We start from the raw sequence: 18908 nt of genomic DNA on the forward strand, positions 1-18908 counted from the left end.
GGACGACCGGGGGTCCACCGCTACCACCACCAGCAGCCGGCGGCGCCCCCGGGCCCAGTCCAGCAGCGCCGTGTCCCGCCGCACCACCAGCACCGGGGCGCAGCCGTGACGGGCCAGCCGCTCGGCCAGGGATGTCTTGCGCCAGGGGGAGGTGCGCCAGCCCTGCGCGGCCACCACCACCAGCCGGGCGTCGCGACAGTCCTCCTCCCCCAGCAGCGTGTCCACCGAGCCCCCCCGGTGCATCCGGGGCTGCACCGTCCCCGCGAGCGCCCGCAGGCGCGCGGACTCCGCCGCGAGGCCGGCCTCCGCGACGGCCAGGGTGTCAGGGGCCTCCGCGTCCGGGACCTCGTCGGCCACCCCCAGCAGCACCAGGGGCTCCCCCAGCCGGCCGGCGAGGGTCGCCGCCACGGTGGCCGCGTGGGCGGCATCGGCGGACAGGTTGGTTGCGCAGATGATGGCCATGGCTGCCCCCTGGGAGGAAGCAACGCCCGCTGGCGCTTCCCCGCCAGAAGGATGCGCACGCCCATCCCCCGGTGGCGGCCCGCCGTCCATGCCGGCCTGCCTGCTCTCCGTGTCGGGGCATGGGGAGCTTCCGGGCGCCAGCGCGGCTCCAGCACGCGGCCCCCAGGGGGACTTCAGCGCAGCAGCTGCTGGTGCCCGTCGTGGTTGGTGTGGTCCTGGTCCTCGCCCACGCCGCCGCGCTGGTGCTCCCGGCCGAAGGTGGACAGGAACACGCCCTGCGAGTTGCTGGCGTACTGGTACGCCCGGCCCCACGGGTCCAGCGGCACGACGGGCAGGTAGCGGGGCACGAGCAGCGCGTCCAGGTTCCCCTCCTCCGGCAACCGGCCCTGGTGGTCGCCGCGGTAGCGCTCCAGCGCGCCCAGGATGACGGCGAAGTCGGCGTGGATGCGCTTGGCCTGCTCGCTGTCGCGGCGGTGGAAGGCGGTGAACACCAGCGCCACGACGAGCCCCAGCGCGAACACCACCGCCACCCACGGCAGCGGGGAGCGGCGGGACTTCTCGGACACGGCGGAGGAGTGGGACAGGGCGGCCATGGCGCGCCCACCCTACCGCTCCCGGCCGCTCCGGTCATGAAACGACTGCACCCGAAAAGCGCGGGCCCTGACGCGGGCGCTAGAGGGCCCGGTACAGCGGCACGGGCTGCTGCTTGCCCTTCAGGCGTACCGGGGGCAGGTCCTCGAAGGCGGTCTCGTTCGCGTCCACCAGCTCGCGCGTGCGTTCCCCCACCAGGATCTCCCCCGGGCCGGCCAGCGCGCACAGCCGCGCGGCCACGTTCACCGCGTCGCCGATGCAGGTGTACTCGGCCCGGAGCGCGCTGCCGATGTTCCCGGACACCACCACGCCCGAGTTGAGCCCCACGCCCAGCTCCAGCACCAGGGGCTGCCCCTCGCGGCCGTGGGCCACCCACTCGGCCTCCGCCACCGCGCGCAATTCCACGAAGGCCTCCATCATCATCTTCGCGCACTGCAGGCCCCGGAGCGCGTCGTCCGGGCGGGCCACCGGCGCGCCGAACACCGCCATCAGCCCGTCGCCCAGGAACTTGTCCAGCGTGCCGCCGCAGGTGAGCACCGCGTCCGACAGCCGGCCCAGCACCTGGTTGAGCACCGCCACCACCTGTTCGGGCGGGAGGCTCTCCGCGAGCCCGGTGAAGTTGCGGATGTCCGCGAACAGCACCGTCACCTCGCGCTTCTCTCCGGCGAGCACCGCCGCGTCCGCGCTCTTGAGGATCTCCTCCACCACCGCGTCGGACGTGTAGCGCGCGAACAGCTTGCGCATGCGCTCCGTCTCGCCCGTGCGGCGCACCACGCTCTCGATGCGCGCCGCCAGCTCGTCCATGGACGCGGACTTGTTCACGTAGTCGTCCGCGCCCGCGCGCAGGCCCCGAACGCGCTCCGCCTCCCGGTCGTTCGCGGTGAGCACGATGATGGGGATGGCGCTGCGCGGGCCCTCCTTCAGCCGCCGGCACAGCTCCACGCCGTCCAGCCCCGGCATCTCCAGGTCACTCAGCACGATGGACGGCTGCAGCCGGCCCATGCCCTCCAGCGCCTCGTACGGGTCCTGGAAGCACAGGACCTCGTAGCCCAGCGCCACCAGCCCCTCCTGCACGAACGCGCACGCCAGGGGGCTGTCGTCCACCACCACCACGCGGCGGCGCCCCTCCATCGCGGGGCGGGGCAGGTCCTGCCGCCCGGCGATGCGGTTCTGCACGCCCAGCGCTTCGTAGATCTGCTTGTACGTGCAGTGCCCCTGCTCGACGAGGATCTCCCCCAGCCGGCGCCCGTCGCGCCGCTGCCGCGCCAGGGACTCCGCCAGCTGCGCGAGCGTCACGTACTTGAGCCCCACCAGCAGCTCGCCCAGCGGCGGCTGCGCGGGCCCCTTGTCCTGGTTCAGGCCCAGCGCCTCGCCGAGCGCGTCTTGAATCTGCTCGCGCGACACGTAGCCCAGGGAGATGAGCGCCTCGCCCACGCGCTGCCCGGTGAGCGCCTGCAACGCGAGCGCCTCCTGCACCTGCCCCGGCGAGACGACGCCCAGCTTGAGCAACAGGTCACCGAAGAGGGGGCTCGAAGCACTCATGCGGCAACCTCCGCCCCCTGGCGACAGAACCGGGAGCGAGACACGGGCGGCCCGGCGCGCGCCCTGCCGCACAGCGTAGCCCAACCCCGCCCCTGAAGCCTCCAGCCCTCCAGGGTGTCCTGGAACCCAGGGTCAGTGGGGGAAGACGCGGGTGAAGGCGAGGACGAGCTCCAGGACGATCAACGCGACAATCATGATCTCCAGGATGTGGGAACGGTCGATGTCCACCTCTCCCTTGAGCAGGCCATACGTCTGCGCGAGCAGCTGCTGCTTGCGCGTGACGGAGGCCTGCCACGCGGGGATGCGCATGCGGCGCACGGCGCCCTCGTAGACCTTGGCCAGGTAGAAGTCGCCGATGATCTTCAGGCTGTTCTCCACCCGCTCCACGAACTCGTTGAGGTCCACGAGCGTGCCCAGCGTCTCTCGCGCGAGGCTGCGGTAGGGGCTGCGGAACAGCGTGCCCCAGCCGGGCTTGCGCGCCTGCACCTCGTCGTGGATGCGGGCGATGTGTTTGTCCAACCGCTCGTCGTAGTAGCGGAACTCCAGCAGCTGCGCGTTGGCGATCTCCAGCAGGTCCGGGATGTCGCGCGAGCCGGACGGCTCGTAGACGAAGGCGGAGTTCCAATCCACGACGACCAGGTCGTGGGCGGTGTAGCTGAAGCGCACCTGGGTGACGGCCTCGCGCTCGCGCGGCGCGAGGTCCGGCGTGCCCACCTCGCCCAGCAGCAGCCGCGCGAGGTCCGCGCGCTGGAACAGCTCCTCCGCGGAAGGGTTGCCCTGGAGGCGCTCGGCGAAGATGACGGTGTAGCTCTCGCTCTGGTCCCAGAGGTGCGGCCCCTGCGTCGCGGAGGCGATGGTGCGGCGCACGCCCTCCACCAGCTCCAGCGCCAGGTCCTCCAGGGCCTGGCTGTCATAGAGCTCGTCAGCGACCTCGGTGAGCGTCTCCCAGGTGGTGCCGGACGTCACGGGGACGCGCAGGATGATGGACGCGGCGCCATGGTCGAACAGGCGCGCGGTGGCGTCCACGGTGACAGGGCCGCCGCGCAGCGCGAGCGGCTTGCGGCCCAGCTCATAGGCGACCGGAGGGTTGGGCAGCTGGATGTACTGGCTGTTCTCACGCGACAGCTTCAGCCGGCGCGAGTCCTCCGACAACGCCTTGCGCGCGCGCTCCAGGTCGATCTCCTCCGCGATGTCGAACGTGCGGTAGCAGAGGATGTGGGCCTGTTCGAAGAGCAGCGGAACTTCCGCGGGCACGGACATGGTGCGCTCAACCCTACTCGACGTCCTCCCACAGGACGCGAAGTTCCAGGGCGAGCGCTTCAAAGGGTTCCGCCTGGACCGTCTCCGCTTCCGAATGCGTCGCGAGCAACACGTAGTGCGGCCCCTCCAGACGGAAGACCTCCAGGGTTCGCAGGAGCGGGTCCACCAGCCACACGTGTTTCACGCCCTCCCGGGCATAGGCCACCAGCTTCCGGGTCCGGTCCAGGCGGGCCGTGGAGGGGGACAACACCTCGCACAGCCAATCTGGCGCCATCGTGATGCCCACCACATGCGGCAGTTTGGGAACGCGCTCCCGGCGCCAGCCCGCCATGTCCGGCACCAGGACGTCGCGGCCCAGGTGCAGCTCCGGCTCGAAGAGGAGGATCCATCCTCCGGGCCCCCCATGTCCCCGGCCGAAGGGCCCCCAAAGCACGCCGTAGAGGTAGGAAGCCGCGGAGGCATGCGGCGTCGCGGGGCGTGGGGTCGCATACAGCTCGCCATCGACAATCTCCCCTACCTGGTTCGAGGGGAGCGCTTCGAGGTCAGCGTAGGTCGCGGGCTTTCGGGTCATCTCTGGGACAACCAATCTAGCAGGTAGGGCCATGCCCGGACACTCTCATGCCCGTCTGACACGCTTCCCCTGGGTGTACCCCGGCGCCGGGAGCCCCGGAAGGCCCCCTGGCTCCGGTATCCGGATGTTTCACGCGAGACGTCTTTTCAATCTCCGCCGCCCTCGGGCAGGACCACGCCCATGCCGGGTCCCCGCGCGTCGTCGGGCAGGTGGCCGATGTGGCCGGGCGTGGGGAGGGGACGGTCCCCCGCCTGACGCTTGATCTCCTGTTCGTCCTCCGGAAGCTGCGGTTCCTTCCGGGGGCTTTCGTGCTCGCCCATGGTGGCTCCTTCCCAGGTGAGAGGGTTTGACCTCTCTCAAGCTAGGAAGCCCGCGCCCGGGCCGGCACCCCGTACCCTTCCGCCCGCGGAGCATGCAGGGGAGCGCGAACCCTACGCCGGGCCCCGGGGCCTCACGGGTGGCGCGAGCGTCGTGCGCACGTCCCACAGCTCCGGGAAGAAGCGCAGGTCCAAGGCCTTGCGCAGGAACCCCACGCCGGACGAACCGCCCGTGCCCTGCTTGAAGCCGATGATGCGCATCACCGTCATCATGTGCCGGTAGCGCCAGAGCTGGAAGCGCTCCTCGGTGTCCACCAGCTTCTCGCACATCTCATACGCGTCCCAGTGCTTCTCCGTGTCCTCGTAGATGCGACGGAACACCTCCATCACCTGGGCGCTCTTCTCATACGGCTGACGCCAGTCGCGCTCCACGTGGCTCGCCGGCACGTCGTGCCCCTTGCGCGCCAGGTGGCGCAGGAACTCGTCGTAGATGCCCGGGGACTCCAACAGCCGCTCCAATTCCGCGTGCACGTGGGGCACGTGCTTGAAGGGCTTGAGCGCGCTCTCGTCCTTGTTGCCCAGCAGGAACTCCACCTCGCGGTACTGCGCGCTCTGGAAGCCCGACGCGTGGCCCAGCGTGTCGCGGAACTCCAGGTACTCGTTGGGCGTGAGCGTCTCCAGCACGCTCCACTGTTCGAAGAGCATCCGCTGGATGTGCGCGACGCGCGCGAAGATCTTGAAGGACGGCTCCAGCCGGTCCGCCTGGATGTAGCGGATGCACGCGGACAGCTCGTGGATGAGCAGCTTCATCCACAGCTCGCTCGTCTGGTGCTGGACAATGAACAACAACTCGTCGTGGTGCGGAGGCTGGGAACGGGGCACCTGCGCGGACAACAACCGGTCCAACTGCAGATAGTCACCGTAGGTCGTCCGGCCGGCGAGGTCCGTGACGATTCCAGGCTCCAGGTCGCGTTTGCTCATGGCCCGGGCATTCATGCGCACCAACCACCTCGCGGCGCAAGCACATCCTCCGCGCGGATATACCTCCCACGTCCTCCCGTACGGGAGCGTGGTTCACCTCTGCCCGGGCCGGGGCAACGTACTGCTTAAGCGTTCTTCTGAGCGGCTTCCGCGAGCGCCTTGGAGGCGGCGCGGCCACGGGGCAGCTTGATGTCCTCCACGCTGTTCGGATTCGCGTAGTCGGACCAGGCCTCGGGGCGGCGGTTGGTCTTCTCCAGCATCCGCAGCTTCTGGTAGTGCGCCGCGCAGTAGCCCTTGGTGCGGCTGGGCTTGCCGCAGCCCTTGATGGCGCACTCGCGCGCGCCGCCGTCCGCCGCCGGCTTGCGGCCCCGACGCTTGCCACCGACCGGCGCCGCCACCGGCGCGCTCACGGCCGCGCGGCCCGCCGGACGGCCCACGGGGCGACGCCCCGCCTTGCCAGCCGCGGGCGCCTGCGCGCCGAAGAGCGGACCCACCACCTGCGCCAGGGGCGCCAGCCGCTCGGCCACGCTGCGCAGCGCATCCAGGTCCGCCGTCCCAGACTCCAGACGCGAAACCACATCACGCAGGGGCTTCAACTGCACTTCAATCTCGTTGCGAATCATCTCGCGGAACGCCTTGTCAACTGACATTTCGAACTATCCTCGGTTTAGGGGGGAGCTTTGCCTTGGCGTGAACCGGCACGCGGGACTACCAATACCTTCCAGAAAGCCAATTGTCGAAGGAAGCGATAAAAAGTTGTGACGCCACTGCGTATCAGCGGGCGTGAAAAGCCGGGAACAAGCGCCTGGAAGGCGCTACCGCACGGCTTTTAGGCATCCCAATGCAGGGCTTCCAACAACGCACCACGACCGGCGGCGGGGGTGCGTTGCGAGCGCTCCAACAGCTCCTCGCACGTCAGTGCCAGGTCGTGTTCCAGATCCTCCAGCTCGCCCGGATCCAGGGAGGTGGCCAGTCGGGGCAGCAACAGATGTTCCGTGGCCTGCACGTGCGCCACGACCAGGTCCTGGAGGGTGAAGAGGCGCGCCTGCCACTCCGCGCCACGAGGCGTCAGCTCCTGCAACTCCTCCAGCAATTCTCGCAAGGTGAGATGATCCTCGGCCTCCTCGCGGGCGCGGGCGCGGCCCTCCACGCGCGTCACCAGCGGGTACACGTGGCGTTCCTCCAGGCGGGAATGCAGACGCAGCAGGCGGGAGAAGGCCTCCTGTTGCACCAGCAACTCTTCCGGGTCCGTCTCCGTGTCCAGGCGCTCCAGCAGCGCCTCCAGCTCACGGTGTTGCTCCACGAGAATGTCGAAGGACCCCGCCATGGACGCCGCCATGGTCCAAGCATCGGCATGGGGATGGAGGCAGACAACCGCGCCGGGTCTCTTCTGGCGCGCCGCCGTGAAAGCCAGCCTGCTGGCAGGCAATCCCCGACATCCATTGGCATGATGACAACAGCGGCGGAGCCCCTGACCGGCCGCCTGCCAGCCCGGTGCCGGCTCGCGCGGGCGGTTCCATCTTGGCTCCACCGTGCAAACCCCACTCGCAAGCGTTCGCCGTGCCGTGCTCCGGGTCGCGGAGACCGGCGCGGCCCTCTCCGCGCGCTACCACCGTGCCCGACTGGTGGGTGCTGAACATTTGCCCCGTGAGGGCGCCCTGCTGCTCGTCGGCAACCACGGCGTCTGGGGATACGAGACGCCGGCCTTCTTCCACCTGCTGCACTCGGCCACGGGGCGCTATCCCCTGGGGCTCGCGGAGCGGGGGTTCTTCAAGATTCCCCTGGTTCGCACCGTGTTGCCCTGGCTGGGCGGGGTGGAGGGCACGCCGGAGAACGCGCTGCGCTCGCTGTCCGACGGGCAGCTCGTCGTGTGCTACCCGGGCGGGGCCCGGGAGACGTTCAAACGCAGCCAGGGCCGCTACCGGCTGCGCTGGGAGCGCGCGCTGGGGTTCGTCCGGCTGGCCATGAAGGCGGGGGTGCCGGTGGTGCCCTTCGCGGGGTTTGGCGTGGACGACACCTTCTTCTGGCCCCCGGGCGAGGACCGGCTGTGCTGGCAGCTGGCGCAAGAGGACAAGTACCGCATGCCGCTGGTGATGGGTTTGGGGCCGCTGCCCCTGCCCGTGCAGCTCACCTTCGCGGTGGGCGAGCCCGAAGAGCCGCCCCCGCCGGGCGCGTCCGAGTCGCGCCTGCGGGCCTTCCGCGACCACGTGGCCGCCAGCGTCCGCCGCCTGCTGCTGAGGGCCTGCCATGCTTGATGCCACCGCCCCTGTCACCACCCACGCCTCGCCGAGGGACCGCGTGCCGCCGCTGGTCCCGGACGTGGAAGACATCCAGCGGGGCTATGCCCACCTGGGGTGTGAAGAGCGCTCCGTCCGGGGCACGCCGGTGCGCCTGTTCACCTTCCCGCATGGCAGCAGGGACGTGTCGCGCACGGTGGTGTGTCTTCCGGGCCTGGGCGCCAGTGGCCGCTCCTTCGCGCCCATGGAGCCCCTGGCGGACGCCTACCGGCTGCTGCTCTGGACGCCGCCGCTCAAGACGCCCGCGACCCACACGCCGCTGCAGTGGAACCTGGCGGTGCTCAACCACCCGGAGGCCCGGCTCCCGGCGCGCTTCGCGCTGATGGGCTCTTCCTATGGAAGCCTGGTGTCCATCGCGTATGCGTTGGAGCACCCGGCGAGGGTGAAGGCGCTGGTGCTGGTGTCCCCGGTGGCCGGCGTGCGACGGGTGCGGCGGCTGGCGCTGACCCTGTCCACGCTGGTGCGCGCGCCCCGGCCGCTCGCGTATGTCTTCGCGCCCACGGTGGCCCGGGTGCTGGGCGGCTCGGCGCTGCCCCCGGAGGCGCGGGCGGAGATCGTCCGCGAGGCCCGGCGGCTGTCGCCCCTGGAGTTGATGCGCCGGCTGCGCGACATCCTGGCCGCGGACTTCCTGCACCGGCTGGGGGAGCTGCGCGTGCCCACGCTCATCATCGAAGGCGGCCGCGACCTGCTGGTGCCTCCGTCCGCCGCGCGGGACGTGGCGGCGCGCGTGCCGGGGGCGGAGTTGGAGTTCCTGAAGACGGCCAGTCACCTGCCGTACATGAGCCATCCGCAAGCGTTCAATGCGCGCGTGTCGGACTTCCTCGCGCGGCACCTCGACTGAGCAATCGTTATCTCTTCCTCCAGGGGAAGACCTCCGAATGACGACCGCCGCCGACCACCTGTCCCGCTCCGCCCTGCTGTTCCTGTCGCGCCAGTCCAACTTGAAGGACGTGGCCACGCGGCTCAAACCCTTCCGGGAGCTGGCCTCGCGCTTCATCGCGGGCGAGACGCTGGAGGAGGCGGTGGACGCGGTGCGGGCCCTGTCGGACCGGGGGCTGATGGCCAGCTTCGACCACCTCAACGAGGCGGTGCGCACGCCCCAGGAGACGCGGGACGAGGTGCGCCAGTACCAACGGCTGCTCGCGCGCATCGACCAGGTGGGCGTGAAGGCCAACGTGTCCCTGAAGCTCACGCAGTGCGGCCTGTTGTTCGACAAGGGGCTGGCGCTCCAGAACGCACGCGCGGTGGTGGCGGACGCGGCGGCGCGCGGCTCGTTCGTGCGCGTGGACATGGAGGAGAGCGCCGTCACGCAGGCGACCCTGGACATCGTGCGGGAATTGCACGCGGAGTTCGGCGAGCCCCACGTGGGCGCCGTCCTCCAGAGCTACCTGCGCCGCACGGAGGCGGACGCGAAGGCCCTGTGCGCCGAACGCATCCGCATCCGGCTGTGCAAGGGGGCCTACCTCGAGGGTCCACAGGTGGCCTTCCCGGACAAGAAGGACGTGGACGACCACTTCGTGCGCTGCATGCGCATCCTGTTGGACAGCGGCGTGTATCACGGCATCGCCACGCATGATGAGCGGATGATTGACGCCACGCTGGAGCACGCCGCGCGCCACCACCTGCCGCGCGGCGCCTTCGAATTCCAGATGCTGTATGGCATCCGCCGCGACCTGCAGGAGCGGTTGATCAAGGAAGGCCATCCGGTGCGTGTCTATGTCCCGTATGGGAAGCACTGGTATCCGTATTTCATGCGACGGCTGGCGGAGCGCCCGGCCAACCTCTGGTTCGTCATGCGCAACCTGATGAAGGGGTGAACCCATGTCGAACCGCTTCATCAACGCCTGCGTCGCGGGAACCCTGGGCGGGCTGGCCCTGCGGGTGCTCATCTCCGTGCGCAACGCCTCGCTGGGCAGGCCGCCGCCCTATGCGGCCCGCTTCATCGCCCAGCGGCTGATGGGCCGCGTGCTGCAGCGGGAGCTCACCCCGGAGGAGGGACGGCGCTGGGCGTGGGGCTTCCGCGCCGCCTACTCCCCCATGCTCGCGGTGGCCTGGAGTCTGGTGGGGCCCGCGGAGGAGCGCTGGTCCCTGATTCCCCGGGGGCTCTTGCTGGGCCTGGGCGTGCTGGCCTTCGAGCACCTGGCCTTCCCGGTGTTCAAGGCGACCGAGGCGACCCGCGGCTGGACGCTCCAGGAGCACGCGTGGCTCGTGGCGCAGACGGCCCTGTACGGCGTGGTGACGGAGGCGGCGATCCGCGCGCTCACGCCCCGGAGCTCGCGGTGGGTCAGGGCTCGGGAGGCCTTGCGCCTTCGTTCGTGGGCGTGACGGGCGGACGCGGACGGGCCCCCTCGTGGGCGGAGTCGGGACGGCTCTCCGCCAGCCAGGCGATGGCGTGGGCGGAGCTGGGGATGGTGAGCATCAGGAACGCGGCCACCAGCAGCCCCCGGAGCAGCAGCTTCGGGTCCCCGGTCGCGAGCGTCGCGCCGAGGATGACCAACACCGCGCCGAAGGGCACCGCGCCCGCGGCGTGCACCCGCGTGAGCACCGACGGCAGCCGGTACATGCCGATGAGGGCGCCGGTGATGAAGAGCAGGCCCAGCGCCACCAGCCCGTCCGACACCCACTGAAGGAGCGCGGCCATCATCGGGATTCCTTCTCGTCGTCGCGGAAGGCGCGGCCGTGATGCAGGTAGCGCGCCCCGGCCACCGTCTGCACGAAGGAGAGCAGCGCCAGCACCAGCGCCGCGTCCAGGTAGCCGGCCTCGCCGCGCGTGGCGCCGTACAGCGCGAGCACCGCGCAGATGACCAGGCCCAGGGTGTCCACCGCCATCAGCACGTCCGCGGCGGAGCGCTGCCGCGACGCCAGCAGCACCAGCGCGCCCAGCAGGCCCACCATCCAGAGGATGGCCAGGGTGAAGAAGGTCTCGTGCACCGGGTCGTCCTCCCTTAAGGAAACACCGCGCGCTGGTAGCGCTGGTAGAAGTCGTCCTGCTGCCTGCGCAGCCCTTCGGGATCCGACGCGTCCAGCGCGTGCATGCGCATCACGCGGCGCTCCCAGTCCAACTCCAGCAGCACCGTGCCCGGGGCCAGGGACATCACCCACGAGGACAGCTGCACGCCCCGCGCGGTGCGCTCGCCCATGGGCACGTCCACCACGCCCGAGCGGTCCTCGCGACCGCTCCGTCCGAAGCTGACCCGCAGCACCTGCACGCAGCTCTTCACCACCAGCACCACCAGCGCCCCGCCGAAGCGCGGCAGGTGCATCAGGCGTCGCCACCGCTCGCGCGCGTCCAGCGCGGGGGACAGGCCCGCCATCGGGAACAGGCGCATCACGCCCACGGCCAGCACCGCGCCCACCGCGAGGTCCACCGGGTGGAGGCTGCCCACCATCGCCGCGTAGAGCAGCGCCAGGGCCAGCACGCGCGCGGCCGTGCGCAGCGTCATCGCCGCACCCCCAGGCCCGCGACGGCGGCCCGGCCCGCGCGCAGCAGCGGCTCCGGCCAGAGGCCCGTCGCGACGAGCGCCAGGGACAGGGCGAACACCACCGCGCCCGTGCCACGGTGCAGGGCCGCGCCCTCCCGCAGCCACTGTTCACGCTGGTAGGCGCGGAAGAGGGCCAGCAGGGACAGGACGCTCGCCAGCACCACCAGCCCCGCGAGCAGCGGGTGGCCCCGCTCCAGCGCGGCCCTCAAGAGCCACGCCTTGGACCAGAAGCCCGCCGTGGGGGGCACGCCCGCCGTGCTGAAGGCCGCCACGGAGTAGGCCCTGCGGGCGCGCTCGCCGCCCCGGTCCTGCGCGAGGAACAGCGCCGTCTTGTCCACGGAGCCCGCCAGCGCCAGCGCCACCGCCGCGGACAGGCCCTCCCGGCCGCCCAGCCCCAGCGCCGCGATGATGAGCCCCGCCTGGGTGATGGACGCGTACGCCAGCACCTCGCGCGTGTCCCGCCGAGACAGCGCCAGCACGGAGCCGTAGAGGATGCTCGCGGCGCCCAGGACCTCCAGCAGCGGCCGGCCGCGCTCCACCACCTGCGGCATCACGTCCGCGCCGAAGCGGATGAGGCCATAGCTGCCGATGTTCGCCAGCGCCCCCGCGAGCAGCGCCGCCACCGTGGGGCCCGCGTCGCGGTACACGGCCGGCGCCCAGAAGTGGAACGGGAAGAAGCCCAGCTTCACGCCGAACGCGCAGAGCAGCAGCGTGCCCGGGACGACCAGCGCGTGCGGGTCGTGCGCCTGTCCCCACGCGACGATGGACTGCATGTCCAGGGTGCCGGTGGTCAGGTACAGCATCACCACCGCGGTGAGGAACAGCGTGGAGCCCATCAGGTTCACCACCACGAAGGTGAACGCGGCGCGCAGGTGGCGGGGCTGCTCCCCGTAGGACGCCAGCGCGAAGGCGGACGTCATCGCCAGCTCGAAGAAGACGTAGAAGTTGAACGCGTCGGACGTGAAGAACACGCCCGTGAGGCCCGCGCCCAGGAACACCACCAGCGAGGGGAAGCTGCGCGACGTGATGCCCCCGGCGACGTGCTCGTAGACGAGCGTGCCCAGCAGCACCGCGGTGGACACCAGCGCGTACACGATGGACAGCGCGTCCGCGCGCAGGCGGATGCCCACGCCCACCGGCCAGCCGCCGGTGACGAACTCGGGCGGGTGCTCGCTCCAGGCCTGCGGCAGGAGCAGCGCCGTGCACACGAGCGTCGCGGCCAGGGTCGCGATGCCCAGCCACGCCACCCACGCGCGCCGGCCGTCCAGGAACGCCAGCACCGCGGCCAGCACCCACGGCAGGAGGAGCGGTCCCCAGAGGGGCATGGGCGTCATACAGGCCGCTCCCCTTCGGTGTCGTGCACGCGCTTCAGCTCCGCTTCCACCAGCCGGTCCGTGCGCAGCGAGCCGTGCGCGCGCTGCGTGCGGTGCACCAGCGTGAGCAGCAGCGCGGACACCGCGAAGCCGATGACGATGGCCGTGAGCGCCAGCGACTGGAGCACGGGGTCCGTCACCGGCCAGCCCGGCTGCACGTGCACGGCCTCGCCGCGCTCCGGGAAGGAGCCCGCGAGGATGAGCAGCACGCTGGAGTTGGTGATGAGCACGGTGCCGCACGCCACGCGCACCAGCTCGCGCTCCAGCACCATGCGCACGCCGCACGCGAACAGCAGGCCCACCACCAGGGACGCGATGAGGATCATGGCCCGGACTCCTCTTCCGTGGAGGTGCTGAGCGCGAACCGGTCGATGACGGTGACCACGAGCCCGAAGACGATGAGCATCAGCCCCCCTTCGAAGACGAGCGCGGTGTGCAGGTGGAACGCGCCCGCGCCCAGGCCGGGCTGCCCCGGCCGGGGGAAGAGGCTCACCGGGGTGTACCCCGCGAGCACGGGCAGGAACGCGGTGCCCACCACCAGCAGCAGGCCCACGCCCGCGAGCGGCGCCGCGTACCGCACCGCCACGTAGCGCCGGGCCTGTTCGCGGCCCGTCACCACGTACTGCAGCAGCACCACGAGCCCCGCGAGCGCCCCGGCGGGAAAGCCGCCGCCCACCTCCGTGCCGCCCTTGAGCCAGAGGGCCAGGGCGATGATCAACGACGGCCACACCAGCATGCGCGACAGGGGCGGGACGAACGAACGCATGTCAGCGCTTCCCCTTCAGCCCCAGGAGGCTGGTAACGCCCAGGAGCGCGGCCACCACGACGCTCATCTCCCCCACGGTGTCCAGGCCGCGGAAGTCGGTGAGCACGGCGGCGACGACGTTGGGCGAGTGCGCGACCTCCGCCAGCTTCACCGTCTGGGTGCCCACGCGGTCGGCCTCGAGGTGGGACAGGGCGCTCCAGCTCAGGAGGAAGCCGCTGACGCCCGCGATGCCCGCGGAGAAGCGGTCGCGGTCGCGCGGCTGCTGGGCCTCCTGCTGCGCGCGCGCCAGCCGGCGGTCGGGGAGCAGGGCGAGCAGCCCCGCGAAGAGCAGCGTGAAGGTGGTCTCCACCAGCACGGAGGTGAGGGCCACGTCGGGCGCGGCGGCGAAAGCGAACACCATGGCCAGGCTGAAGCCCACGCAGGAGATGAGCATCACCAGCACCAGGTGGCCCCGGGCGCGCAGCGTGGCCAGCGCCGCCGCGGACGCGAACGCCAGCGCCATCACCAGCGTCAGGTCCGCCCACCCCACCGTGCCGGGGATGAAGCGGTGGCGCAGCGGCGTCACCCACAGCACCGTCAGGCCCAGCAGGCCCGTGGGCACCAGCACCGACGCCACCCGGTCGCGCAGGTCGCGCACCTCCAGCTCGTGCAGCCACGTCGACAGCCGGTCCAACTGGTGCAGCAACAGCCGGTAACCGTGCTCGGGGCCGAACCGGGAGGTGCCATCCAGCACGCGCGCGAGCCCGGGTGTCCAGGCGAGGCGCGTGGCGAACAACACCGCGCCCAGCGCCCAGGCGCCCATGGCCAGCAGGTTCTCCGCCCGGGCATCCAGGTGGTACGCGAGCTCCAGCGTGGCAGGCTCGCCGCGCGTCATGGAAGCCGAGGCGGCGGCGCGGGCGGGCGCGACGAGGAGGCCCGGCAGGAGGCCGCCCGCGAGCACGGACGCGGCGAGCACGACGACGGGGGCGACGAGGAGCCGGGGCGCGGCGGGCACGTCCTGGCGCGCGCCCCCGAAGAGGCCCCACCAGAGGCGCAGCGTGTACGCGAGCGTCAGGCCCGCGCCCACGAGTCCGGCGGCCATGAACGCGGGGCCCTTCTGCACGAGCGCGTGGAAGAAGACCTCGTCCTTGAAGAAGCCCACGGTGAGGGGCAGCGCGGCGAGCCCCGCGGCGGCCACGGCGCTCGCGCCCGCGAGCACGGGGAGGGAGTGGCGCAGGCCGCTGACCTGGGAGAGCTTCTTGCTGCCCGTGACCTGGGTCACCGCGCCGACGGTGAGGAACAGGGCCGCCTTGCAGGGGGCGTGGGCGGCGACGTAGAGCGGCGCGCCCTCCGAGCCCAGCGCCACGAGCACCAGCGCATAGCCGTACTGCGCGATGGTGGAGTACGCGAGCACGCGCTTGAACGGATCCGCCACCAGGGCCAGGAGGCTGCCCACGGCCATGGACAGGAACCCGAGGGCGAGCAGCCCGTCGCGCACGGCCACCGCCGGGGCGAACAGCGGGTAGAGGCGCTGGAGGAGGAAGACGCCCGCGGCCACCATCGCCGCCGAGTGCAGGTACGAGGACACGGGCGTGGGCGCGGCCATGGCGCGCGGCAGCCAGAAGTGGAACGGCACCTGCGCGCTCTTGCCCAGCGCGCCCACGGCCAGGCACACCAGCGCGCCGGTGGACGCGGGCGAGGTCGCGGCGCGCTCGAAGACGAGCGGCAGGGAGAAGGTGCCGTACTGGAGGCCCAGCGTCATCGCGCCCGCGAAGAAGACGACGGAGGTGGCGCCGGTGAGCACCAGCGACAGCAGCGCGGCGGCGCGGGACTCCGGGTCGTCGCGGTCGTAGCCGATGAGCAGGTACGAGACGATGGTGGTGAGGTCCAACGCCACGAAGAGCAGCAGCAGGTCATCCACGGTGACGAGCAGCACCATGGCGGCCATGAAGGACAGCATGAGGACGTGGAAGCGCACCTCGTCGCGAGCGGGCCGGTGCTTCAGCTCCAGGTGGTGCGGCAGGTACGCGCGCGAGTACAGGACGACGAGCGCCCCGACGGACAGGGCCATCACCGCATAGAGGCCGGACAGTCCATCCCGCGTGAACTCCAGCGACAGGCCCCACGTGGGCGCCCAGGGAAGGACGAGGCGCGCGGGCCCCAGCGTCAGCTCCCAGCCGAGCGCGACCAGCGAGGCCACGGCCAAAGAAGCGCCCACCCAGGCCGCGGCCCCCGGGCGCCACCGGCCCGCGACATACGCGAGCGGCGCGCACGCCAGGGCCAGCAGGATGGGCAGGAGCAGGGGCATGGGTGGGCGAAGAGGCCCACGTTAGGAGTGGCCCACCGGGGCCGGCGCACAACCGGGGCCCCACCGCACGGAGCGTCACACGGCGGTCACTCGAGGAGCAGGGGCCGTGCGCTGGTGGACAGCGCGGGCCCTACAGCGAGTCCAACAGCTCCCGGCACTCGCGCCGCCAGTGGAGCGATGCCGTGGTCGCCGGGTGCACGCGCACGGCGCCGTCGGACAGATCTCGCGACAACAGGCGCACCTCCTCCGGACGCACGTGCTCCAGCAGGTCCGGCGAGTGCGTGGACAACACCACCTGCACCGGCTGGCCTCCCGTGGACTCGCCGCGCGTCATCGCTCGCAACAGCTCCAGCACCTCGCGCACCAGCCCCGGGTGCAGGAAGCGCTCCGGCTCGTCCAGCGTGAGCAGCTCCGGCAGGGGCCGCTGATAGGGCAGCACCAGGAACGCGAGCAACCACAGCACCCCGTCCGACACGTGCTCGGGGCCGAACCACACGTCCGGACTCCAGCGGTCGCGGAAGCGCAGCCGGAAGGAGCGGTTCTCCAGCTCGCGCGCCACGTCCACCTCGGACAGGGACGGCACGCGCCGGGCCAGCTCCTTCGAGATGATCTCCCGCGTGGACGAAGGCAGCGCCGCGAAGACGCTCGCGAGGTTGCCGCCCTTGCGCTCCAGCCAGGTCGCCTTCGCGGAAGAGCCCCCCGCGCGCAGCGCCTCCATGCTCAGCGCCAGCTGCTGCGTGGAGTGCCCCTGGCCGGGCAGCGTGTCCATCACGTTGAACGGATACACCACGCACGTGCGGTCCCCGTGCGCGTACGTCCACTCGATGGAGAGCGGCCGCTTCTCATCCAGACGCCAGAAGTCCGTGGGCTCGTACGCGAGCTGATGCTGGAGCCCCTCCAGCATCGCCGTCTTCCCCGACGCCGTGGGCCCCATCAGGACGGTCAACGGCTCCAGCGCGAGCTTCACGCCAAGCAGACACCGGAAGTGCTCGAAGTGGACGGACGTGATCACTCCCGGAGCCTAGCGGGATCCCCCCAGGGGCCGTCCATGCCCCCTCGCGGATCCCCGCCCGCACGCTCCCGGGCACGGCAGGCGGCCCTCAGGACTTCAGCACGCGCTCCCGCACCGGCACCGACGCCGTCATCACCGACGCCGCACCCACGTACACATCCACCGGCGTCAACGGACCCGAGCCCGGCAAGGCCGCCAATTCGCGCACCCATTCCGCGCCCGGACGACCCTTCGTGCCACCGTCCAGGCACGCCCGCAGGTCCGCCTGCAACCGCGCCCCCGTGTCCTCCTCACCGGGCGCGTCCAGCAACAGCCGTCGCAGGACCTCCCTCGGCGCGGGGGACAGCTCGCGCAGCGACTCCTCGAGCCGCGCTCCCGCGGCCGGACTTCCAGGGCGGCCCGTGAGCAGCTCCAGCAGCACCCGCCCCAGGGCGCGCAGGTCCTCGCGCGCCTCCACCGGGGCCTCTGTTGCTTCCTCCGGGACGGGCAGCGGCGCGACCACGTCCGGCCTCGCGGGCGACGTGAAGCGGCGCAGCAGCCGACACGCGGGCCGCAGCCCGAAGTCCGTCAGCGTCACCTCGCCCCGGGGCCCCAGCCGGATGCGGTTGGGCCGCACGTCCCCGTGCACCACCTTCGTCGCATGCGCGGCGTGCAGCGCGCCCGCCACCTCCGCGCCCACGTGGCACACGAACGCCTCCGACAGCCGCGTGCCCCGCCCCACCGCGCGCCTTCGCGCCGTGGCCAGCGAACAGCCGGGGACGTAGTCCGACACCACCGTCAGCGTGTCGCGCGCGTCCACCTGGAAGCCGTGGAGCCGCGCGATGCCGGGATGCCGCAGCGGCACCGCCCGCGTCAGCGCCTCCTCCAGCGGAAGCCGCGTCTCCGGCGCGAGCCCCGGCGCCAGCAGGAACGTCTTCACCACCAGGGGACGCTCGCCCTGCTCGCCCTGCTCCAGGGGCCACACCAGCGACACCCACTCGCCCAGCGGTCCCCGCCCCAACGGATGGATGGGCGCGAACGCGGGCAGGCGGGGGGAGAACGGGAGCACGGACATGGTGACCTCCAACCCAACACAACCAACCTGGGACGTCAACCCGCCCGTCCCTACGTCACGGGTCCTGCTGCTTCCCGACACCCTTCGCGTGCGGCCAGGGTGCCGGGAAGCGGGCAGGGCCTAGAAGTAGCCGCCCACGGTGGTGGTGATGCCGAGGGTCACGTCGCTGCCGGAGAAGTTGCCCTGCTCGGCGCCCAGGAAGAAGCCGCGGTCGCTGATGAGGGCGCGCACCTGCGGGCCCGCGCCCACGAAGAAGTGCGGCGTGACGTGGAACAGGATGGGCGCGTTCACGTCCAGGACGAAGGCCACGTCGCTGGCGTTCGGCACGTGGCCGAAGCGGATGCCGAAGCCCAGCTTGGGCCAGAACGACACGCGCTCCGACAGGGGCAGGTTGTAGCCCACGCGGCCCAGCACGCCCAAGCCCACCGTGGTGGCGTCACCGAAGCCCAGCTGCAGCAGCGCCGAGGCGCCCACCGACAGGTTCTGCTGGAGGAAGTAGTCCGCCGACGGCTCCAGGCGCACTTCGAAGACTTCCGCGCCGGTGTTGTAGCCGAGGAAGCCGGAGGCCTCCTGGCTCAAGACCACCTGGCCCGGCTGACCGAAGTCCGCGGCCTTGCCGGGGTCGCTGTTCAGGCTGGGCTCTTCCGCCGCCATCGCCGACGCCGACACCGCGAGCCCCGCCACCAGCGCCATTCCCGTCCACTTGCTGTTTCCACGCATCGAGGTTGCTCCTCACGTTCGCGCCCGGCCGACCCTTCCCGGTGCGCATGCGGGGCCCCTTCTAATCAAAGGCCGCCGCAACGCGAGGATGTTTTCCCGCTCCCCGACACTTCCGTTGACACCCCACCATCCGCTGATCGCGCCCCCTTTCAGCGCACCGCCCGGGCCACGCCCCGGACGCCCAGGGCCGCCC

23 protein-coding genes are annotated in these 18908 nt (G+C 71.6%); 4 read left to right on the forward strand and 19 right to left on the reverse strand.

Going from position 1 to position 18908, the window contains the following annotated elements; translation table 11 throughout:
- The 9 genes from D7V93_RS15395 to D7V93_RS15430 all read right to left on the reverse strand — a co-directional run.
- Positions 1-462: universal stress protein (locus tag D7V93_RS15395; protein WP_147451188.1), on the reverse strand; the 462-nt coding region annotated here is incomplete at its 3' end.
- A 173-nt stretch (positions 463-635) separates the two neighbouring features.
- Positions 636-1055: a type II secretion system protein GspG gene (locus D7V93_RS15400; protein ID WP_120644139.1), complete on the reverse strand. Its 420-nt coding sequence runs from the start codon at positions 1053-1055 to the stop codon at positions 636-638.
- Between the two features lie 79 nt (positions 1056-1134).
- Complete coding sequence (locus tag D7V93_RS15405) at positions 1135-2595, reverse strand: adenylate/guanylate cyclase domain-containing protein (RefSeq protein WP_120644140.1); 1461 nt, start codon at positions 2593-2595, stop codon at positions 1135-1137.
- A 132-nt stretch (positions 2596-2727) separates the two neighbouring features.
- Positions 2728-3849, reverse strand: a complete 1122-nt coding sequence (locus D7V93_RS15410) for a hypothetical protein (protein WP_120644156.1) — start codon at positions 3847-3849, stop codon at positions 2728-2730.
- A 19-nt stretch (positions 3850-3868) separates the two neighbouring features.
- Entirely contained in the window at positions 3869-4426 is a 558-nt protein-coding gene (locus D7V93_RS15415) for a Uma2 family endonuclease (protein WP_120644157.1), read from the reverse strand.
- 146 nt (positions 4427-4572) lie between these two features.
- Positions 4573-4746, reverse strand: coding sequence for a hypothetical protein (locus D7V93_RS44940; RefSeq protein WP_158623753.1), 174 nt, complete (start codon positions 4744-4746; stop codon positions 4573-4575).
- A gap of 111 nt (positions 4747-4857) precedes the next feature.
- Entirely contained in the window at positions 4858-5724 is an 867-nt protein-coding gene (gene kynA / locus D7V93_RS15420) for a tryptophan 2,3-dioxygenase (RefSeq protein ID WP_120644141.1), read from the reverse strand.
- Between the two features lie 125 nt (positions 5725-5849).
- Positions 5850-6374, reverse strand: coding sequence for a cell wall protein (locus tag D7V93_RS15425; RefSeq protein ID WP_120644142.1), 525 nt, complete (start codon positions 6372-6374; stop codon positions 5850-5852).
- Positions 6375-6553: 179 nt separating this feature from the next.
- A complete protein-coding gene (locus D7V93_RS15430; protein ID WP_244237328.1) occupies positions 6554-7051 on the reverse strand; it encodes a hemerythrin domain-containing protein in 498 nt (165 codons plus the stop codon).
- A 238-nt stretch (positions 7052-7289) separates the two neighbouring features.
- On the opposite strand from D7V93_RS15430, the gene D7V93_RS15435 reads away from it, so the two are divergent.
- From D7V93_RS15435 to D7V93_RS15450, 4 genes are read left to right on the forward strand one after another with little or no spacing between them, the layout of a single operon-like run.
- Positions 7290-7979: a lysophospholipid acyltransferase family protein gene (locus tag D7V93_RS15435; protein WP_244237329.1), complete on the forward strand. Its 690-nt coding sequence runs from the start codon at positions 7290-7292 to the stop codon at positions 7977-7979.
- Positions 7972-8862, forward strand: coding sequence for an alpha/beta fold hydrolase (locus D7V93_RS15440; protein WP_120644145.1), 891 nt, complete (start codon positions 7972-7974; stop codon positions 8860-8862). The genes D7V93_RS15435 and D7V93_RS15440 overlap by 8 nt, the downstream gene beginning before the upstream one ends.
- A 37-nt stretch (positions 8863-8899) precedes the next feature.
- Positions 8900-9838, forward strand: a complete 939-nt coding sequence (locus tag D7V93_RS15445) for a proline dehydrogenase family protein (RefSeq protein WP_120644146.1) — start codon at positions 8900-8902, stop codon at positions 9836-9838.
- 4 nt (positions 9839-9842) lie between these two features.
- Positions 9843-10346, forward strand: a complete 504-nt coding sequence (locus D7V93_RS15450) for a hypothetical protein (protein WP_120644147.1) — start codon at positions 9843-9845, stop codon at positions 10344-10346.
- Here D7V93_RS15450 and D7V93_RS15455 read toward each other — a convergent pair.
- The 10 genes from D7V93_RS15455 to D7V93_RS15500 all read right to left on the reverse strand — a co-directional run bounded on the left by D7V93_RS15455 (position 10306) and on the right by D7V93_RS15500 (position 18715).
- Positions 10306-10665, reverse strand: a complete 360-nt coding sequence (locus tag D7V93_RS15455) for a cation:proton antiporter (RefSeq protein ID WP_120644148.1) — start codon at positions 10663-10665, stop codon at positions 10306-10308. The two genes, D7V93_RS15450 and D7V93_RS15455, sit on opposite strands and share 41 nt — an antisense overlap.
- On the reverse strand, positions 10662-10952 hold the full coding sequence (locus tag D7V93_RS15460) for an MrpF/PhaF family protein (RefSeq protein ID WP_120644149.1): 291 nt from the start codon (positions 10950-10952) through the stop codon (positions 10662-10664). Before D7V93_RS15460 ends, D7V93_RS15455 begins: the two co-directional genes overlap by 4 nt.
- A gap of 14 nt (positions 10953-10966) precedes the next feature.
- Positions 10967-11464 (reverse strand): Na+/H+ antiporter subunit E, encoded by a 498-nt coding sequence (locus D7V93_RS15465; RefSeq protein WP_120644150.1) that lies wholly within the window; start codon positions 11462-11464, stop codon positions 10967-10969.
- Positions 11461-12837, reverse strand: a complete 1377-nt coding sequence (locus D7V93_RS15470; RefSeq protein ID WP_244237330.1) for a complex I subunit 5 family protein — start codon at positions 12835-12837, stop codon at positions 11461-11463. The genes D7V93_RS15465 and D7V93_RS15470 overlap by 4 nt, the downstream gene beginning before the upstream one ends.
- Positions 12834-13202: a sodium:proton antiporter gene (locus tag D7V93_RS15475; RefSeq protein ID WP_120612827.1), complete on the reverse strand. Its 369-nt coding sequence runs from the start codon at positions 13200-13202 to the stop codon at positions 12834-12836. The genes D7V93_RS15470 and D7V93_RS15475 overlap by 4 nt, the downstream gene beginning before the upstream one ends.
- The gene (locus D7V93_RS15480) at positions 13199-13642 is read right to left on the reverse strand and encodes an MnhB domain-containing protein (protein WP_120644151.1); all 444 of its coding nucleotides are present in this window, start codon (positions 13640-13642) and stop codon (positions 13199-13201) included. The genes D7V93_RS15475 and D7V93_RS15480 overlap by 4 nt, the downstream gene beginning before the upstream one ends.
- 1 nt (position 13643) lies before the next feature.
- A complete protein-coding gene (gene mbhE, locus D7V93_RS15485; protein ID WP_120644152.1) occupies positions 13644-15929 on the reverse strand; it encodes a hydrogen gas-evolving membrane-bound hydrogenase subunit E in 2286 nt (761 codons plus the stop codon).
- 130 nt (positions 15930-16059) lie between these two features.
- Complete coding sequence (locus D7V93_RS15490; RefSeq protein ID WP_120644153.1) at positions 16060-16941, reverse strand: AAA family ATPase; 882 nt, start codon at positions 16939-16941, stop codon at positions 16060-16062.
- A gap of 88 nt (positions 16942-17029) precedes the next feature.
- Entirely contained in the window at positions 17030-17995 is a 966-nt protein-coding gene (locus D7V93_RS15495; RefSeq protein WP_120644154.1) for a protein kinase domain-containing protein, read from the reverse strand.
- 120 nt (positions 17996-18115) lie between these two features.
- A complete protein-coding gene (locus tag D7V93_RS15500; protein ID WP_147451189.1) occupies positions 18116-18715 on the reverse strand; it encodes a hypothetical protein in 600 nt (199 codons plus the stop codon).
- Positions 18716-18908: the final 193 nt, after the last annotated feature.

The organism is Corallococcus llansteffanensis (assembly GCF_003612055.1).
Taxonomy (GTDB): Bacteria; Myxococcota; Myxococcia; order Myxococcales; family Myxococcaceae; genus Corallococcus; species Corallococcus llansteffanensis.

Coding starts and splice junctions, on each gene's coding strand:
- D7V93_RS15400 (WP_120644139.1), bottom strand. CDS start 1,055: ATGGCCGCCCTGTCCCACTCCTCCGCCGTGTCCGAGAAGTCCCGCCGC.
- D7V93_RS15405 (WP_120644140.1), bottom strand. CDS start 2,595: ATGAGTGCTTCGAGCCCCCTCTTCGGTGACCTGTTGCTCAAGCTGGGC.
- D7V93_RS15415 (WP_120644157.1), bottom strand. CDS start 4,426: ATGACCCGAAAGCCCGCGACCTACGCTGACCTCGAAGCGCTCCCCTCG.
- D7V93_RS44940 (WP_158623753.1), bottom strand. CDS start 4,746: ATGGGCGAGCACGAAAGCCCCCGGAAGGAACCGCAGCTTCCGGAGGAC.
- kynA (WP_120644141.1), bottom strand. CDS start 5,724: ATGAGCAAACGCGACCTGGAGCCTGGAATCGTCACGGACCTCGCCGGC.
- D7V93_RS15425 (WP_120644142.1), bottom strand. CDS start 6,374: ATGTCAGTTGACAAGGCGTTCCGCGAGATGATTCGCAACGAGATTGAA.
- D7V93_RS15430 (WP_244237328.1), bottom strand. CDS start 7,051: ATGGCGGGGTCCTTCGACATTCTCGTGGAGCAACACCGTGAGCTGGAG.
- D7V93_RS15440 (WP_120644145.1), top strand. CDS start 7,972: ATGCTTGATGCCACCGCCCCTGTCACCACCCACGCCTCGCCGAGGGAC.
- D7V93_RS15445 (WP_120644146.1), top strand. CDS start 8,900: ATGACGACCGCCGCCGACCACCTGTCCCGCTCCGCCCTGCTGTTCCTG.
- D7V93_RS15450 (WP_120644147.1), top strand. CDS start 9,843: ATGTCGAACCGCTTCATCAACGCCTGCGTCGCGGGAACCCTGGGCGGG.
- D7V93_RS15455 (WP_120644148.1), bottom strand. CDS start 10,665: ATGATGGCCGCGCTCCTTCAGTGGGTGTCGGACGGGCTGGTGGCGCTG.
- D7V93_RS15465 (WP_120644150.1), bottom strand. CDS start 11,464: ATGACGCTGCGCACGGCCGCGCGCGTGCTGGCCCTGGCGCTGCTCTAC.
- D7V93_RS15470 (WP_244237330.1), bottom strand. CDS start 12,837: ATGACGCCCATGCCCCTCTGGGGACCGCTCCTCCTGCCGTGGGTGCTG.
- D7V93_RS15475 (WP_120612827.1), bottom strand. CDS start 13,202: ATGATCCTCATCGCGTCCCTGGTGGTGGGCCTGCTGTTCGCGTGCGGC.
- D7V93_RS15480 (WP_120644151.1), bottom strand. CDS start 13,642: ATGCGTTCGTTCGTCCCGCCCCTGTCGCGCATGCTGGTGTGGCCGTCG.
- mbhE (WP_120644152.1), bottom strand. CDS start 15,929: ATGCCCCTGCTCCTGCCCATCCTGCTGGCCCTGGCGTGCGCGCCGCTC.
- D7V93_RS15495 (WP_120644154.1), bottom strand. CDS start 17,995: ATGTCCGTGCTCCCGTTCTCCCCCCGCCTGCCCGCGTTCGCGCCCATC.
- D7V93_RS15500 (WP_147451189.1), bottom strand. CDS start 18,715: ATGCGTGGAAACAGCAAGTGGACGGGAATGGCGCTGGTGGCGGGGCTC.